Consider the following 17,101-nt stretch of genomic DNA (forward strand, 5'->3'; position numbering starts at 1 on the left):
GAATTACTATTTATAATTATTTATTCAAGAAAAATTCAAGATCTTTTTCAACAGTAGTAATAGGATTAATTCCAAAATTGTCAACTAATACTTTCAATACATTTGGTGAAACAAATGCTGGTAATTTTGGACCTAATTTTATTCCTTTTACGCCTAAGTATAATAATGCTAATAATACTGCTACTGCTTTTTGTTCATACCAGGCTATATTATATTCAATTGGTAATTCGTTAATATCTTCTAATCCAAATGCTTCTTTTAATTTTAATGCTGTTACTACTAATGAGTAAGAGTCATTACATTGACCTGCATCTAATACCCTTGGAATTCCTCCAATATCTCCAAGATCTAATGTATTATATCTATATTTTGCACATCCTGCTGTTAAGATAACAGTATCTTTTGGTAAGTTAGCTGCAAACTCTGTATAATATTCTCTTTCTTTATGTCTTCCGTCACAACCAGCCATTACAAAGAACTTTTTAATAGCTCCTGTTTTAACAGCTTCAATTACTTTATCTGCTACTTGAGATACTTGTTCATGAGCAAAACCAATAACTAATTTTTTTCCTTCTCTTTCAGGAATTGGTCCTAATTCTAAAGCTTTCTTGATTACTGGTGAGAAATCTTTTGATTTTCCATCTGTTCTATTAGGAATATGAGTTAATTTGTCAAATCCAACTAATCCTGTGGTGAATACTCTATCTTTATATGATTCTTTTGGAGGAACTAAACAGTTTGTTGTCATTAATATTGCTCCGCCAAATTCTTCAAATTCTTTATCCTGTCTCCACCATGAACCTCCAAAGTTTCCTGCTAAGTGTTTATATTTTTTTAATTCTGGATAAGCATGAGCTGGTAACATTTCTCCATGTGTATAAACTTTAATTCCTGTTCCTTCTGTTTGTTTTAATAATTCTTCTAAATCTAATAAATCATGCCCACTTACTAAAATTCCAGGTGCATTATATGTTCCGGTATACACTTCTGTAATTTCAGGGTTACCATATGTTGATGTGTTTGCTTTATCCAATAATGCCATAGCTTCCACAGCATATTTTCCTGCTTCTAAAACAAGATTTATTAATTCGTCAACAGTAATGTCTTCTCTCAATGTTTCAACTAATCCTTTTTGTAAGAAGTAAAGTATTTCATCATTTGCATATTTTAAAACATATGCATGATCTGTATAAGCAGCTATACCCTTTAAGCCATATATTAATAATTGTTTTAAAGATCTAATATCTTCATTTTCATCTAACATAACTCCTACTTCCATACCTTTTAACTCATATATTTCTGCTCCTCCTGGTTTATACCATTCTGCAGCTTCTGGAACTTTTTCTTCAAATGGTTTACCTTCTTTTGCCACATATGCATCTAAAAACAAATGTTTTACTTTTTCTCTTAATTCTATTGCTTTATCAATAAAACTGACCATTCTTTCAACAGAAAAATTGACATTTGTAATTGTGCTAAATAATGCTTCTGCAACATATAAGTTTGCTTCATCATCTTTAACGCCATATTCTTTAGCTTTTAATGTCCAAAAAGATAACCCTTTTGTTACCCAAATTAACATATCCTGTAAATTTGCAACTTCTGGAGTCTTTCCACATACCCCTATAGTTGTACAGCCTACTCCTCTTGAAGCTTCTTCACATTGATAACAAAACATACCCATAATTAACACCTCCATAATATTTTAATTTTCGTCATAAATACGTCTTTCACCATGTATTTCCTTTATAGGTGCTATATCCTGAGTTACTTCCAAAGTTCCAAGATATTCACCTTTGTTATTTCTCACAGCAAAATATCTAATATATACATATTTTTCTCCTATTTTTAACCAAAAATCAGCATTATCTCTTTTTCTACTTTTAAAATCATTAACAATTTTTTTTACTATATCTACACTTTTAGGAGGATGACAATTTTCTACTTTTCTCCCTAAAATTGCTCTACTTCTAACAAATATTCTTTCTTTAGATTCACTAAAATATTTAACTTCATCATTTGCATCAACAAAGGTTATATCTATTGGTAATGTATTTAATATATACTTTAATTGTTCTACTGTTAATTCTCCACTTGGAAGTTTTATTTTCCCTTCTAATACACCTTCTGTTTCACTTTTTTCTAAATCCAATGGTTCTGGATCAAAACAGCAATATCCAATTTCATCAAATTGTTTTCTTATATCAAACCATTCTTCTTTTTTAATTAATTTTAAAGCAGTTGGAAATAAGACAGAATGCTCTTTATGAACATGATTCATAAATAATTCTAATAATGCTAATGAAATATTGTATAAATCTTTTTTCATTTCTTCAAAATTTTTATTATCTTTTATTTTTATAATTTTTTTCCTTAAATCTCTTACCTGATCATGTTCCCTCCACATTATTGCAGGAGGTTTTGTTATTCCGTATTTTTCTATATAGGGAAATAAAACATTTTCTTCTTTTAAAAAATAATTTTCTGCAGCCATAAGATTATCAATGTGAATATTTAAATTCATAAATAGCGGAAACGCTTCCTGAATTGATCTTTTCTCTAATATTTTTTTTGCAATATCTCTTATTTTTTCTGCGGTTTTTATAATGTGTTCATGTTCTTTCATTAAAATATAAATAGGATGCCAGGATTCAACTTCTATTTTTTCTTTCTCTATATATTCTTTAAATAAATTAAGATGCACATCACATACTGATTGGATTTGATCAATTGTTATTCCTTCATTATCCATTAATTCCTGTTCTACTAAAGCAATTTCTTCTGCTGATAATTCTCTTATAATGCTTTGTAACTCCTTCTTTAATTCTTCATTATCTTTTTCCTGGTTTACTCTTTTTATCAAGTTTTTTAAATATTCTTTTTTATTAAACAATTCACTCATATTATCTCCTCGCTTTGTGAAAAATATTATTTATTTACATATTAATTATAACTCATTTTATCCAATTTGTCTGTAATCATGGTTACACTATGAAAAATAATAAAACTTTGCTCTCAGAATTTTAAAAGAGATATTTCAAAAATGAGTTGTTGTGTAGAATAAAAATACATTGTTTGATATAAACCATCTCAATATAATTTGAGATGGTTTTCTGTTATTAATATAAAAAAAAATAAATTATTTATTATTAAATATAAAAATCGTAATTTTTCTAAAGAATTCTTTTGATTATTAAATTTTTAAAAATATATTATTAAAAGTATAATAGTATAGAATGAAAAAAATTAGGGAGGTATGAAAGTGAAACGTTACATAAAGATTTTTATTTTCATTATTTTTTTGTCGTTAATATTTTTTGCAGGTTGTATGAAACAAAATGATTCTAATTTTACGGGCCTTTCTAACACATCTAACGTTGTTAAAGGCGAATGGACTCAGGCGTATTTCAGAGGAACTCCAAACAATTGGGGAACAACATTAATGCAAAAAGTTGCGCCAAATACATGGGAAATTATAATTACATTTAATAATGGTAATGGATATGGGGCTCCACGATTCAAAATAGATCATTATGGTGATTGGAGCGAAAGCTATCCCGCAACAGATTATGAAGTTCAGCCATATACTACATATAAGATAACCTTTTATGATAATACACATTATATAGATGTAAAAAAATATACAAGTCCTATAAATGGAGTAATATTACAGGCTTTTCAATGGTATTTGCCAGAATATGATGAAAATACACAAAGAGGGTTATGGGTAGAACTTTCTGAGAAAATACCGGATCTGGCATCTATGGGAATAACAACATTATGGTTACCACCTGCTTATAAAGGTCAGGCCGGTAAAAGTGATGTGGGATATGGAGTATATGATATGTATGATCTTGGAGAGTTCAATCAAAAAGGAACAATTGCAACTAAATACGGTACTAAAGATCAATATTTAAATGTAATAAACATCGCACATACATACAATATACAAGTATATGCTGATGTAGTATTTAATCATAGAATGGGAGCAGATGATACTGAGTGGGTTAATGCATATAAAGTTTCCTGGAATGATAGAAATTATGTTCTTGAAAATAAAGACATAAAGGCTTGGACAGTTTTCAACTTTCCTGGAAGGGCAAATAAATATTCTGATTTCAAATGGAGATGGTATCATTTTGATGGGGTGGATTGGGATGAAAATACTCATGAAAGTGCAATTTTTAGATTTAATAGTACAGGAAAAGCATGGGATTGGGAAGTTGATACTGAAAATGCAAATTATGATTATTTAATGGGTGCAGATTTAGATATGGAACATCCGGATGTTGTTCAAGAACTAAAGAATTGGGGAAAATGGTATGTTGATTTTACAAATGTTGATGGATTTAGGCTGGATGCAGTAAAGCATATAAAGTTTGATTTTTTCAATGACTGGTTGGATTATATGAGAAGCACAACAGGAAAAGAATTATTTACTGTTGGAGAATATTGGAGTACAGATATAAATAAATTAGATAACTATATTTCAAAAACTAAAGGTAGAATGTCTTTATTCGATGTGCCACTACATCAGCATTTTCATGATGCTTCAAATGCAGGTGGATATTATGATATGAGAAATATTTTCAATGGGACACTTGTACAATCTAATTCTGTAAAAGCAGTAACCTTTGTAGAAAATCATGATACTCAACCTGGTCAATCGTTATATTCTTCAGTTCAAGACTGGTTTAAACCATTAGCATATGCAATGATATTATTAAGAAGAGATGGATATCCGTGTGTTTTTTACGGAGATATGTATGGAGCTCCAGGAATAACAGCACAATATGACATTATAAAAAAGCTTATTGAAGCAAGAAAGATATATGCATATGGTGATCAATATGATTATTTAGATCACTGGGACATAATTGGTTGGACAAGATTGGGAGATGCAGAACATCCAAAAGCTATGGCTGTAATATTAACAGATGGTCCTGGTGGAAGCAAATGGATGTATGTTGGAAAAAAGAATGCAAAATTTATTGATTATTTAGGAAATAGAAGTGACGAAGTATGGTCAAATTCTGATGGATGGGCAGAATTTAAGGTAAATGGTGGTTCTGTTTCAGTATGGGTAGAACAATAAAATGATAAATAAATCACTCCAAATTTTTGGAGTGATTTATTATATGAAATTTATTCTTGTTTTTTTAATATAATTGAAATAAAAAATAGGTATAATGAAAACACCCCTACCTACTGGGATAAGGAGGAGAAAATAATGGATTTAAAAGAATGGAGAAAGAAAACAGCAAAAACTTCTGGTGCTTTAGTAAGAATGAGACAACAAAGTTACTCTGACGGTGTATTGCCAGGGAAACATAAACTTTTGATGGCTTTGGCTATATCAGCTATTATAAAATGCGAACCTTGTGTAAAAGGTTATGTTAAATTAGCTTATGAAAATGGCGTAACAGAAGAAGAACTGCTTGAAACACTTGATGTTGTAATGACAATGGGAGGATGTCCCGGTGAAGAGTGGTCTATGATTGCATATGATTATTGGAAAAAGTTAGAAAATAGTATTGAATCTAATATTGAAATTGAATTAAATAATGACAAAGAAGGATGTTGTGATTAGGGGTGATAAAATGAATGAAAAAACAGAAAAAAAGATAAATTTTAGAGTTGTTGGTATGACATGTGCCACATGTGCCAGAACTGTTGAAAAAGCATTGAAAAAGGTGGATGGTATAAAATTTTCTGCGGTCAATTTGGCTACAGAAACTGCTTTTGTTGTTGCTGAAGATGAAATATCATTTGAAAAATTAAAAGAGGCTGTTCAAAAAGTTGGATATGATATTTCTACAGATATGAGTCAAGATTTAGAGAAAAAGAGATATCAAGAAGCGAAGAAAAATTTAATTTTGGCTTTACTTGTTACTATTCCAATTTCTATTATGATGCTAATTCATATGTTCTGGAAAGAAATCCCTGGATTTTCTGTTATAGAAGTTATTGTAGGAGGATACGTAATATTCTATACCGGTAAAAAAACAATAAAAGGTGCCTGGATTGCATTAAGCCATTTTCATACAAATATGGATACCTTAATTCTTTTTGGTTCAGTAGCTTCCTGGATAACAGCGTTGCTTAATTCATTTGGTTTTCCAATTGCATCCTTTGGAACAATAGGAGCAATGATAATGGCTTTACATATTACAGGTAGATTCATTGAATCTCATTTACGAGATAAAGCCGCAAAAGAAATAAAATCATTGATGAACATGCAAGCTAAAGAGGCCAGGATTTTGATAGGCAATGAAGAATTATTAATGCCAATAAATGCAATTAAAAAAGACTTTATAGTTTTAGTAAAACCTGGTGAGAGGATTCCTGTTGATGGAGAAATTATTGAAGGTAAGTCTTCAATTGACGAATCAATGATAACAGGTGAATCTATACCTGTAGAAAGAACTGTTGAAGAAAAAGTAATTGGTGGATCCTTAAATTTAACAAGTTTTTTAAAAATAAAGGTCACAAATGTGGGAGAAGACACATTTTTATCTCAAATGATTAAATTAATACAAGAAGCTCAAGGAGCTAAAGTTCCAATTCAAGCGTTAGCAGACAGAATTACATTATGGTTTGTTCCTATAGTAATTTCTTTAGCAGTAATAAGTGGATTAATTTGGTATTTTAATTTTGAAAGACTTCAACTATTTATACAAAATATGAGAAGTATTTTTCCATGGATATTAAATACAACAGATCCTCTTTCATTTTCAGTTTTTGTTTTTGTTGCAACTATAGTTATTGCATGTCCATGCGCTCTTGGATTAGCTACACCAATGGCATTGGTTGCTGGTACAGGTGAAGCAGCTAAAAAAGGACTTATTATTAGAAATGCTGAAGCTATTCAAACCTCTAAAGATGTGAAAGTAGTTATTATGGATAAAACAGGAACAATAACTCAAGGAAAACCTCAGGTTGTTGAACATAGTATTCCAAAAAATAAAATAAAAATTATTGCTTCTATAGAAGATATGTCAAATCATCCATTGGCAAAAGCAATTTCCGAACTATCTAAAGAGAAAATAAATATAGAAAACATTGAAGAAATAGTGGGAAAAGGCGTAAAAACTTTATACAATAATAATGAATATTTCATTGGTAAACCAAAAAATAAATATGATAAATTAAATGAAAAAGGTTATACTGTAGTTGAAGTTTATGAAAATAAGAAATTATTAGGATATATAGCTATTGCTGATAAGATAAGAGAAGATTCAAAAAAAGCTATAGAAGAATTTAAGAAAATAGGAATTATTCCCGTTATGGCTACAGGAGATAATGAAAAAACTGCAAAAGCTGTTGCAAAAGAAGTAGGAATCGAAGAAATTTTAGCAGGTATAAAACCAGAAGATAAATTAAATGTTGTTAGAAATTATCAAGCAAAAGGATATAAGACACTTATGGTTGGAGATGGTATGAATGATGCTGCAGCATTAAAAGGTGCAGATATAGGTGTTGCCATAGGAAGTGGAACAGATTTAGCAATTGATAATGCAGATGTTATTATAGTAAAAGGTGGTGTTTCGAAGATAGTAGATACGGTAGAAATTTCAAGAAAAACATTTTCAGTAATAAAATCTAATTTATTCTGGGCATTTTTCTATAATGTAATAGCTATTCCTGCTGCAATGTCCGGATTATTGCATCCTGCAATTGCAGAAGCAGCAATGGCATTTAGTTCTATAACTGTTGTTTTAAATTCACTAAGGATAAAAGGAGGTAAAAAACTATGAAAACTGTGCTTTTAGTACCAGATATGTCATGTAATCACTGTGTAATGAGAATAACAAATGCATTGAAAGAAATTAATATTACTGAATTTGAAGTAAAATTAGATGAAAAAAAGGTATATATAAAATCATCAGATTGTGATGTTGAATTGATATTGAAGAAACTTGAAGAAATAGATTACCCAGCTGAAATAGTTATGGAATAATTATGAAAAAATAAAATAAACTGTGCGATATGCACAGTTTATTTTATTTCTGCAATATGTAGAAAATTAGTTTTGCTGGAAAATCCATAAGGGATACCAGCAGTAAATATTATTTTTTCTCCTGATTTTACTAATCCTTCATTTTTTAATGATTGTTTCACTATATATAACATAGTATCTGTACTTACGAACTCATTTACAATCATAGGCCTAACTCCCCAAACAAGAGCCAATCTATTATATGTTTTTTCTGAATGTGTGACAGCTATTATATTTACATTCTCTCTATACCTGGAAACAGCTCTTGCCGTATATCCTTTGTCAGTAACAGCTACAATTGTTTTTATTCCGGCAGAAATAGCAATTTCATTAGCAGCCTTTGAAATAGCATTTGTAGTAGAGTCGTCTTCGTCAAAATCAAAAAATAAGGCACCGTAATGATTCATATATGGTTCAGTTTCTAATGCTACTCTATCCATGACTTTTACAGCTTCTAGAGGATACTTTCCTATTGAAGTTTCTCCAGATAACATAATTGCATCTGTTCCATCAAGAATAGCATTTGCAATATCGGTAGTTTCAGCTCTTGTTGGTACGGGATTTTCTATCATTGTTTCAAGCATTTGTGTTGCTGTAATTACAGGTTTTGATTTTTTATTTGCAATACTTATGATTCTCTTCTGCAATACAGGAATTTTTTCCGCTTCAACTTCAACACCTAAATCACCCCTTGCAACCATTACAGCATCTGATAATTCTATTATTTTTTCAAGATCATTGTCAATGGCTTGTTTTGTTTCTATTTTGCTAATAATCTGAGCATCTAAAGCATTTAACGATTTTAAAATTTCGCGCATTTCAATAACATCTTCTGGTTTTCTTACAAAAGATAAAGCAAAATAATCCACATCATTTTCAATACCGAATTTAATGTAATCCTTATCTTTATTTGTCAATGCAGGAATTTTTATATCTGCTCCTGGGGCATTGATCCCTCTTCTATGCGTAATAGTTGCAGTGTTTTTTACCTTTGTTTTTATATTTATACCATCAGATTCTATAACTTCTAATTTTAATTTTCCATCATTTACTAGAATTAAATCACCGGGTTTAACATCTTTTGGTAATCCTTTGTAATTTATTGAAACTTTTGTTTCATCTCCTATGATTTCTTCAGCTGTTAGTATAAAATCCTGTCCCTCTTTTAAGGTTACTTCATCTTTGTTAAATTTACCTGTCCTTATTTTAGGCCCAGCTAAATCTAATAAAATTGCGACGGGTTTGTTAAATTCTTTTCTTACTTTTTTAATTACCTCAATTCTTTTTTGGTGAACTTCGGGACTTTCATGTGATGTATTTAATCTTAGAACATCAGCACCAGCTTTTATTAATTCTCTAACCATATTTTCAGATTCAGTAGCTGGTCCAATAGTAGCAACAATTCTAGTTCTTCTCATAAAATCACTCCTTAAGATAATGTATTTACTAAGTCTATTAATTTAGGATCTAAAATCTTTTTTTCGCTTAAGACTTTTTCAAGTGGAACAGTAACTGTTTGGCCTTTTTCTAAAGCAACCATAGTTCCGAATTTTCCTTCTAAAAGAAAGTTTACTGCAGAATATCCCATTCTTGAAGCTAATATTCTGTCAAATGCAGTTGGGGAACCACCTCTTTGTATATGACCTAAAATAGTTATTCGTGTTTCATAACCTATTTTATTTTCAAAATGTCTTGCAACTGAGTAGGCACTTGCCGCACCTTCAGCAACTACCACAATACAATTGATCTTACCCCTCTTTCTTTCTTGCCAAATTCGATCTGTTAATTCATTATAATCAACAGGGACTTCTGGAATTATAACAGCTTCAGCGCCAACAGATAAACCAGACATTAAAGCAATATATCCAGAACCTCTTCCCATAACTTCAACTATAAAAGCTCTTTCATGAGAAGATGCTGTATCTTTTAATTTTTGCATAGCATCCACAGCAGTATTCAAACATGTATCAACACCTATTGCCATATCTGTATCAGGAATATCATTGTCTATGGAGGCTGGAATACCAATAACAGGAATATTGTGTTCTTCAAACAATAGTTTAGCACCTGTTAAACTACCTTCACCTCCTATAACAACCAAACCGTCAACTTTTAAATCCTTTAAATTTTTTGCAGCTTCAGCCCTAATTTCAGGATTTTTAAATTCAGGGACTCTTGCAGTCCTTAATATAGTTCCGCCTTTTTCCATTATTCCCCCTACAGAAGAATAAGTTAATTCGACAAAATCTTTATCTAAAATTCCAGCATATCCTTTATAAAAGCCTATAACTTCTATATTTTTTGATGCAGCAGTTCTGGTAACAGCTCTAACTGCAGCATTCATCCCGGGTGCATCACCACCGCTGGTAATAATTCCTATTTTTTTAATTTCAGGCATAAAACTCTCCCTCCTTAATATTATTAAACGCGAAAATCTATGAATATATGAAATTTTTTTCATTTATTGCCATTTATTGTAATTATACCACGTTTTTTATAAAATTTCTTTTCTTTATAAATACAAAATTTAGATGTATAATACCATTAGTGAGGTGATAAAATAATGTGGAAATTATTAAAATCTCATATTAATGATTTCGAAGCGCAATTGGTGAAACAGTTATTAGAATCAGAAGGGATAAGTGTATTAGTAAAAGCGCCAAAAGAAATAGGTATAGGAAGAGAATTTTTTGGAAATGGAACAATAATGAATGTTTTTGTTAAAGAAAATGATTATGAAAATGCAAAAGAAATTTTGGAAAATAAGGAGGCAGATTAATGGAAAATTTAAAGAGAACACCGCTTTTTGAAGAACACGTAAGATTAGGAGCAAAAATGGTTCCATTTGGTGGTTGGGAAATGCCAGTATGGTATACATCTTTAAAGGATGAGCATCATACAGTAAGAAATAATGTAGGAATTTTTGATGTATCTCATATGGGGGAAATAGAAATAAAAGGAAAAGATGCTGAAAATTTTGTAAATTATATAATTACAAATAATGTAGAAAAAATAAAGCCAGGTGAGATAGTTTATTCACCAATGTTGAATGAGAATGGTGGAATTATAGATGATCTATTAGCTTATAAATATTCAGATACACATATTTTATTAGTTGTGAATGCTTCAAATATTGAGAAAGATTATAATTGGATATTAAAACAGGCAGAAAAATTCGAAGTTAATGTAACAAATATTTCAGACGAAACAGCACAAATTGCTGTTCAAGGTCCAAAAGCAGAAGAAATGTTACAAGGAATATCAGGGGTTGATTTGAAAGAAATTTCATATTATAATTTCACTGAAGGAAGAATTAATGGAATAAAATGTTTAATTTCAAGAACAGGGTATACAGGTGAGGATGGATTTGAAATCTACTTTGATAAAGAAGCTGCAATTCCCATGTGGAGAAAGTTAATAGAATTATTGTCTAAATATGATGGTAAACCAGCGGGATTAGGTGCAAGAGATACATTAAGATTGGAAGCTACCTATTTATTATATGGAAATGATATGACAGATGAAATTACCCCTTTTGAAGCAGGGCTAAAATGGGCAGTTGATATGGAAAAAGATTTCATTGGTAAAGAAACATTATTAAAAGAAAAAGAAGTTGGGATTAGAAGAAGATTAAAGGGCATAGAAATGTTAGAAAAAGGTATTCCAAGACATGGTTATAAAGTATTTAGTGAGGATAAAGAAGTAGGTTTTATTACAAGCGGAACAATGTCTCCAACATTAGAGAGACCAATAGCATTGGCTATGCTAAATAAGCCGTATTACAAAAAAGATACAGAAATAGAAATAGAAGTAAGAGGTAAAAGAATAAAAGCAAAAGTAATAAAAACACCATTTTATAGAGGTAGTGTAAAAAATAGAAAATAACTTAGGAGGGTATGAAAATGAAAAAATTTACAAAAACTCACGAATGGGTAGAAGTAGAAGGTAAAATTGCTACAATAGGAATTACATCACATGCAGCAGAAGAATTAGGAGATGTAACATTTGTTGAATTACCTGAAGAAGGAAAAGAAATTTCAAAAGGTGAAGTTTTATGTGCTGTAGAATCAGTGAAATCTGCCAGTGATGTTTACTCTCCAATATCAGGAAAAGTTATTGAAGTAAATACAGAATTAGATGCGTCTCCGGAAATTATTAATGAAGATGCAGAAGGAAAAGGTTGGATAGTAAAAATAGAACTTTCTAACGAAAGTGAGTTAGATGAATTATTAACAGAAGAAGAATATAAAAACTCATTATAATCTTAGGCCCGGATTTCCGGGTCTTTGAAATTTTAAGAGTGAGGTGAAATAGGTGAAAAGATTTCCATATATTCCACATACAGAAGAAGATATAAAAGAAATGATGAAAGTAATTGGAATTAATGATATAAAAGAGTTATACAAAGATATTCCAGAATTATTTGATGGAGAATTGAATATACCTGAATCCAAATCGGAAATTGAAGTTAAAAGGGAGTTATTAGAATTATCAAAAAGAACTACTAATTTAGAAAATTATGCAATGTTTAGAGGAGCAGGTATTTATAAGCATTATGTACCTTCAGCAGTATATCAATTATCTACAAAAAGAAATTTCTTGACTGCATACACGCCATATCAAGCAGAAGTTTCTCAAGGAACATTACAAGCATTATATGAATTTCAAACAGCTATTTGTGAAATAACAGGTATGGAAGTAGCAAATTCTTCTATGTATGATGGTGGGACGGCTGTTGCTGAAGCTATATTAATGGCATCAAGGGTAAACAGAAAACATAAAGCATTAGTAGCAAAATCAATTCATCCAGAATACATTGAAGTATCAAAAACATATACAGAATCTCAAAATATAGAAATTGAATTAATTGATTATGATGAAAAAACAGGAAAGATAAATTTAGAAGATTTGAAATCTAAAATAGATGAAAATACGAGTTCAGTTGTAATTTCATATCCAAATTTCTTTGGAATTATTGAAAATATTAAACAAATAAAAGAAATATTACCTGAAAAAGTATTATTAATAGTAAATGCATATCCCATAGCCTTAGGGTTATTAGAAGCACCAGGGAATTTAGGTGCAGATATAGTTGTTGGTGAAGGTCAATCATTAGGGAATTACATGTCTTTTGGAGGTCCTACTTTTGGTTTCTTCGCATCAAAACAAAAGTATATAAGACAAATGCCTGGAAGAATTATTGGAGAAACAATTGATGCAGATGGAAAAAGAGGTTTTGTAATGGTATTGCAAACAAGGGAACAACATATTAGAAGAGCAAGAGCTACATCAAATATTTGTTCAAATCATGCATTAATGGCTGTTATTGCATCTGTTTATTTGAGCATTATTGGAAGAGAAGGATTAAAAGAAATAGCTTATCAAAATTATCAAAAAGCACATTATTTAGCGAAAAAATTAATTGAATCTGAAAAGTTTGATCCTGTTTTTGAGGGGGAATTTTTCAATGAATTTGTTATAAAACCAAGATTTGATTTAGAGGTATTTAATAAAAAATTATTAGAAGAAAAATATATAGGACCTTTAAACTTAGGGAAATTCTTTGAAGATAAGAAAAATTATGCATTATTCTGTTCAACAGAATTAAATACAAAAGAAGAAATTGATTATTTGATTTCTAAGGTAGGTGAAATAGATGAAATTGATTTTTGAAAAAGATAAAAGTGGAAGAACCGCATTTTCTCTACCAAAATTAGATGTTCCTGAAACAAAAATTGAATTAGAAGAAGAATTATTAAGAAAAAAAGAACCAAGTTTACCCCAAGTACATGAATTAGAAATTGTTAGACATTATAACGAATTAGAAAGAAAAAATCATTCTGTGGATAGTGGATTTTATCCTTTAGGTTCTTGTACAATGAAATATAATCCGATGTTAAACGAAGAAATGGCAAACTTATTTAACAATATACATCCGTATTTAGAAGAAGAGCATATTCAAGGAGCGCTTGAATTGATGTATAATTTACAAAAATATCTTGGTGAAATAACAGGTATGGATGCCGTTACATTGCAACCAGCAGCAGGAGCACATGGTGAATTAACAGGAATGCTTATTGTAAGAAAATATATAGAAGATAATGGTTATACAAATAAAACAAAAGTTATTTTGCCAGATTCTGCTCATGGAACAAATCCAGCTTCTGCAAAAATGGCAGGGTTTGATGTTGTTGAAGTAAAATCAGGGCCAGATGGAAGAGTAGATTTAGAAGAATTTAAAAAAGTTATGGATGATAGTGTTGCTGCGATAATGTTAACAAATCCAAATACACTTGGTTTATTTGAAAAAGATATATTAGAAATGGCAAAATTAGCTCATGAACATAATGCATTATTGTATTATGATGGTGCAAACTTGAATGCAATAATGGGAAAAGTAAGACCTGGAGATATGGGGTTTGATATAGTTCATTTGAATTTACATAAAACATTCTCAACACCGCATGGAATGGGTGGTCCGGGTAGTGGTCCGGTAGGTGTAAAAGAAAAATTAAAGGATTACTTACCAAAGCCTATTGTAGACATAAATGAAGAAGGAAAATATTATTTAAATTATAATATTCCAAAAAGTATAGGAAGATTAAGAACTTTTTATGGGAACTTTAGTGTTATGGTTAGAGCTTATACATATATATTAATGATGGGAAAAGAAGGATTAAAGTTTGCAAGTGAAATGGCTGTTTTAAATGCTAACTATTTAAGGAAAAAATTAGAAAAAGAATTTAAAATAGCATATAACGAAATATGCAAACATGAGTTTATAATCGACGGAACTTTCTTAAAAGAATATGGAGTAAAAACTTTAGATTTTGCAAAAAGATTATTAGATTACGGTATACATCCGCCAACAATTTATTTCCCGTTAATAGTTCATGAGGCTATGATGATAGAACCAACAGAAACAGAATCCAAAGAAGAGTTAGATCACTTTATAGATGTGATGCATAAAATATTAGAAGAAGCCAAAACAAATCCAGAAATATTAAAAGAAGCTCCAGTAAATACACCAGTTAGAAGATTAAACGAAACAGTAGCTAATAAACAATTGAAACTTAGAGGATGATATATTAGAGAAAATAATTTAGGACGCCATTCTATGATTGGAATGGCGTTTTTTTATTGGTTTATAATAAAAAATTAATAAAAACTCATGCATCTAAGAATGTAATTATTAATGTAAAAAGAACTATAAAAATAAATATTAGTTAAATTTATGCTATAATAAAAAAGAAAGCAAAAATATGATTAGAATAGATGCATATAGGTATGTGAAGGCGATTTAATGAAAAAACTATTGAATAATAATTAGAACATTTTTATGATTTTTTTGGAGTATAATCATATTTTTTCATTCTAAAAATTGAATTTACTCCAGAAATATGTCATATTATATATGATATAAAGAATAAAGTCGAAGCGATGAGGTGATTTATTTGGAATTTTTAATAAGATTATCAAGAAAGAAAGTAGAAAATATTAATATAATAACTAAAAGATATTTATATGATAAAATAGATATCAACAATAGATTAATATGAATATTAGGTGCTAAGGGTACTGGAAAAACGACTCTTATGTTACAATTAATTAAAGAAAAATATGATTTGTCAAAAACTATATATATGAGTTTAGATCATATATTCTTTTTAGAAAATAATTTAATTAATGTTATTGAAAGTCTTTATACGCGGTATGGAATAAAAAATTTTTTTTTAGATGAAATACATAAGTATAAAAATTGGGAACAGGAAATCAAAAACATCTATGACTTTTACGATGATATTAAAATTATTTTTTCCGGCAGTTCAAGTATTAATATTAAACAAGCTAAATATGATCTTTCAAGAAGATGCGTTACATATATTCTAAATGGATTATCTTTTAGAGAATTTTTAAATATTAAATATGGTGAAAAATATAAACATTACGACTTTCAGGAATTAATAGAGAATTATCGAGATATAGCCTTTAATATAGCCGAAAATAATAAAATCCTTCTGGATTTTCAGGAATATTACAAGTATGGATATTATCCTATATATTCGGAGGAAAAAACAAAGGAAAAAAACAAATAAAAAATAAAATAGAAAATTCTTTTATTATAAAGGATGATATATTATATGGTGAAAAAGGGATAATTCCGTTATATCTTTTTGGGTTTCTATATTAATAAAAAATTTCAAATGCATTTTGTTTAGTATATAAAAAGTTTTAATTTTTTAAAATAAAAAAAATTTAAACCGATGCCCGCGGAAGCGTGTATATAGCCGTAGGCGTGTAACATCGGAGGAGAGCGATAGCTCAAAAATTTTTTTAATAAAATCTAAATTTTAATCAAAAAACCCGCCGTAGGCGTGTAACACCGGAGGAAAGCCATGAGAAAAAAAATACCATATGGAAAACAAAATTTTGAATGGGTAATAATGCAGAATTATTATTACATAGACAGAACAGAATATATAGAAAAATTAGAATCATTGAATGAAACTAATATAGTGTTTTTAAGGCCAAGGAAATTTGGGAAAACATTATTTTTAGATACACTTGTAAAGTATTATGATATCAATTATGCAGAGAAATTTGAAAAATTATTTAAAGACCTATACATAGGAAAAAATCCAACGCCATTAAAAAACAGTTATTATATCTTGTATATGGACTTTTCTGGGATACAAACAGAAAATAAAGAAAAATTAATAAGTAGTTTTAAAAATAAAATAATAAGTGCATTAAAAGGATTTAACACAAGATATAAACAAGATATAACAATCAAAGAAGAATATAGCGAACCAGCAGATATAATGAATACATTTCTATCAGAAGCAGTGGATAGTTTAGATAAACCAATATACTTACTAATAGACGAATACGACCACTTTGCAAATGAACTATTGAGTTTTAACCTTGATTTATTCAAAGACAGCGTAATAAAACATGGATTTGTAAGAAAATTCTACGAAGAAATAAAAAAAGGAACAAAAACAATAATAGAAAGACTATTCATGACAGGTGTAAGTCCAATAATGCTGGACTCATTAACCAGTGGATTTAACATAACAATGAATATAACATTAGCACCAG

Annotated in this window: 15 protein-coding genes; 11 read left to right on the forward strand and 4 right to left on the reverse strand. The window is 29.4% G+C overall.

What is annotated here, in order from left to right:
* Positions 1-16 precede the first annotated feature (16 nt).
* Positions 17-1,678 carry a hydroxylamine reductase gene (gene hcp / locus X275_RS08860; RefSeq protein WP_047268485.1) on the reverse strand — a complete coding sequence of 554 codons (1,662 nt, stop codon included), beginning with the start codon at positions 1,676-1,678 and terminating at the stop codon, positions 17-19.
* A 27-nt stretch (positions 1,679-1,705) separates the two neighbouring features.
* Positions 1,706-2,902 (reverse strand): DUF438 domain-containing protein, encoded by a 1,197-nt coding sequence (locus tag X275_RS08865; RefSeq protein WP_047268468.1) that lies wholly within the window; start codon positions 2,900-2,902, stop codon positions 1,706-1,708.
* A 426-nt stretch (positions 2,903-3,328) separates the two neighbouring features.
* Between X275_RS08865 and X275_RS08870 the strand changes: the two genes are divergently transcribed.
* The 4 genes from X275_RS08870 (at position 3,329) to X275_RS08885 (ending at position 7,960) form a co-directional block, all read left to right on the forward strand.
* Complete coding sequence (locus X275_RS08870; protein WP_084825167.1) at positions 3,329-5,095, forward strand: alpha-amylase; 1,767 nt, start codon at positions 3,329-3,331, stop codon at positions 5,093-5,095.
* Positions 5,096-5,230: 135 nt separating this feature from the next.
* Entirely contained in the window at positions 5,231-5,590 is a 360-nt protein-coding gene (locus tag X275_RS08875) for a carboxymuconolactone decarboxylase family protein (RefSeq protein WP_052913792.1), read from the forward strand.
* A gap of 10 nt (positions 5,591-5,600) precedes the next feature.
* Positions 5,601-7,757: a heavy metal translocating P-type ATPase gene (locus tag X275_RS08880; protein ID WP_084825165.1), complete on the forward strand. Its 2,157-nt coding sequence runs from the start codon at positions 5,601-5,603 to the stop codon at positions 7,755-7,757.
* Entirely contained in the window at positions 7,754-7,960 is a 207-nt protein-coding gene (locus X275_RS08885) for a heavy-metal-associated domain-containing protein (RefSeq protein ID WP_047268470.1), read from the forward strand. The genes X275_RS08880 and X275_RS08885 overlap by 4 nt, the downstream gene beginning before the upstream one ends.
* A gap of 38 nt (positions 7,961-7,998) precedes the next feature.
* On the opposite strand, the gene pyk is transcribed toward X275_RS08885, so the two are convergent.
* Both pyk and pfkA read right to left on the reverse strand, forming a co-directional pair.
* Positions 7,999-9,417 (reverse strand): pyruvate kinase, encoded by a 1,419-nt coding sequence (pyk, locus tag X275_RS08890; protein ID WP_047268471.1) that lies wholly within the window; start codon positions 9,415-9,417, stop codon positions 7,999-8,001.
* A gap of 11 nt (positions 9,418-9,428) precedes the next feature.
* Positions 9,429-10,388, reverse strand: a complete 960-nt coding sequence (gene pfkA / locus X275_RS08895; RefSeq protein WP_047268488.1) for a 6-phosphofructokinase — start codon at positions 10,386-10,388, stop codon at positions 9,429-9,431.
* A gap of 174 nt (positions 10,389-10,562) precedes the next feature.
* Here pfkA and X275_RS08900 point away from each other — a divergent pair, with 174 nt between their 5' ends.
* The 7 genes from X275_RS08900 to X275_RS08930 form a co-directional block, all read left to right on the forward strand.
* Complete coding sequence (locus tag X275_RS08900; RefSeq protein WP_047266223.1) at positions 10,563-10,778, forward strand: putative signal transducing protein; 216 nt, start codon at positions 10,563-10,565, stop codon at positions 10,776-10,778.
* Positions 10,778-11,884: a glycine cleavage system aminomethyltransferase GcvT gene (gene gcvT, locus X275_RS08905; protein WP_047268472.1), complete on the forward strand. Its 1,107-nt coding sequence runs from the start codon at positions 10,778-10,780 to the stop codon at positions 11,882-11,884. Before X275_RS08900 ends, gcvT begins: the two co-directional genes overlap by 1 nt.
* 11 nt (positions 11,885-11,895) lie before the next feature.
* Positions 11,896-12,261, forward strand: coding sequence for a glycine cleavage system protein GcvH (gene gcvH, locus X275_RS08910; RefSeq protein WP_442914814.1), 366 nt, complete (start codon positions 11,896-11,898; stop codon positions 12,259-12,261).
* A gap of 52 nt (positions 12,262-12,313) precedes the next feature.
* Positions 12,314-13,672 carry an aminomethyl-transferring glycine dehydrogenase subunit GcvPA gene (gcvPA, locus tag X275_RS08915; RefSeq protein WP_084825166.1) on the forward strand — a complete coding sequence of 453 codons (1,359 nt, stop codon included), beginning with the start codon at positions 12,314-12,316 and terminating at the stop codon, positions 13,670-13,672.
* Entirely contained in the window at positions 13,656-15,083 is a 1,428-nt protein-coding gene (gene gcvPB, locus X275_RS08920; RefSeq protein ID WP_047268474.1) for an aminomethyl-transferring glycine dehydrogenase subunit GcvPB, read from the forward strand. The genes gcvPA and gcvPB overlap by 17 nt, the downstream gene beginning before the upstream one ends.
* Before the next feature lie 475 nt (positions 15,084-15,558).
* Positions 15,559-16,095 carry an ATP-binding protein gene (locus X275_RS08925; RefSeq protein ID WP_255350039.1) on the forward strand — a complete coding sequence of 179 codons (537 nt, stop codon included), beginning with the start codon at positions 15,559-15,561 and terminating at the stop codon, positions 16,093-16,095.
* A gap of 300 nt (positions 16,096-16,395) precedes the next feature.
* A partial coding sequence (locus X275_RS08930; RefSeq protein ID WP_047268475.1) for an AAA family ATPase occupies positions 16,396-17,101 on the forward strand: 706 nt, incomplete at its 3' end.

Source organism: Marinitoga sp. 1197 (assembly GCF_001021165.1).
Classification (GTDB): Bacteria; Thermotogota; Thermotogae; order Petrotogales; family Petrotogaceae; genus Marinitoga.

Coding starts and splice junctions, on each gene's coding strand:
- X275_RS08865 (WP_047268468.1), bottom strand. CDS start 2,902: ATGAGTGAATTGTTTAATAAAAAAGAATATTTAAAAAACTTGATAAAA.
- gcvPB (WP_047268474.1), top strand. CDS start 13,656: ATGAAATTGATTTTTGAAAAAGATAAAAGTGGAAGAACCGCATTTTCT.
- X275_RS08875 (WP_052913792.1), top strand. CDS start 5,231: ATGGATTTAAAAGAATGGAGAAAGAAAACAGCAAAAACTTCTGGTGCT.
- X275_RS08870 (WP_084825167.1), top strand. CDS start 3,329: ATGAAACAAAATGATTCTAATTTTACGGGCCTTTCTAACACATCTAAC.
- gcvT (WP_047268472.1), top strand. CDS start 10,778: ATGGAAAATTTAAAGAGAACACCGCTTTTTGAAGAACACGTAAGATTA.
- X275_RS08885 (WP_047268470.1), top strand. CDS start 7,754: ATGAAAACTGTGCTTTTAGTACCAGATATGTCATGTAATCACTGTGTA.
- X275_RS08880 (WP_084825165.1), top strand. CDS start 5,601: ATGAATGAAAAAACAGAAAAAAAGATAAATTTTAGAGTTGTTGGTATG.
- gcvH (WP_442914814.1), top strand. CDS start 11,896: ATGAAAATGAAAAAATTTACAAAAACTCACGAATGGGTAGAAGTAGAA.
- pyk (WP_047268471.1), bottom strand. CDS start 9,417: ATGAGAAGAACTAGAATTGTTGCTACTATTGGACCAGCTACTGAATCT.
- hcp (WP_047268485.1), bottom strand. CDS start 1,678: ATGTTTTGTTATCAATGTGAAGAAGCTTCAAGAGGAGTAGGCTGTACA.
- X275_RS08900 (WP_047266223.1), top strand. CDS start 10,563: ATGTGGAAATTATTAAAATCTCATATTAATGATTTCGAAGCGCAATTG.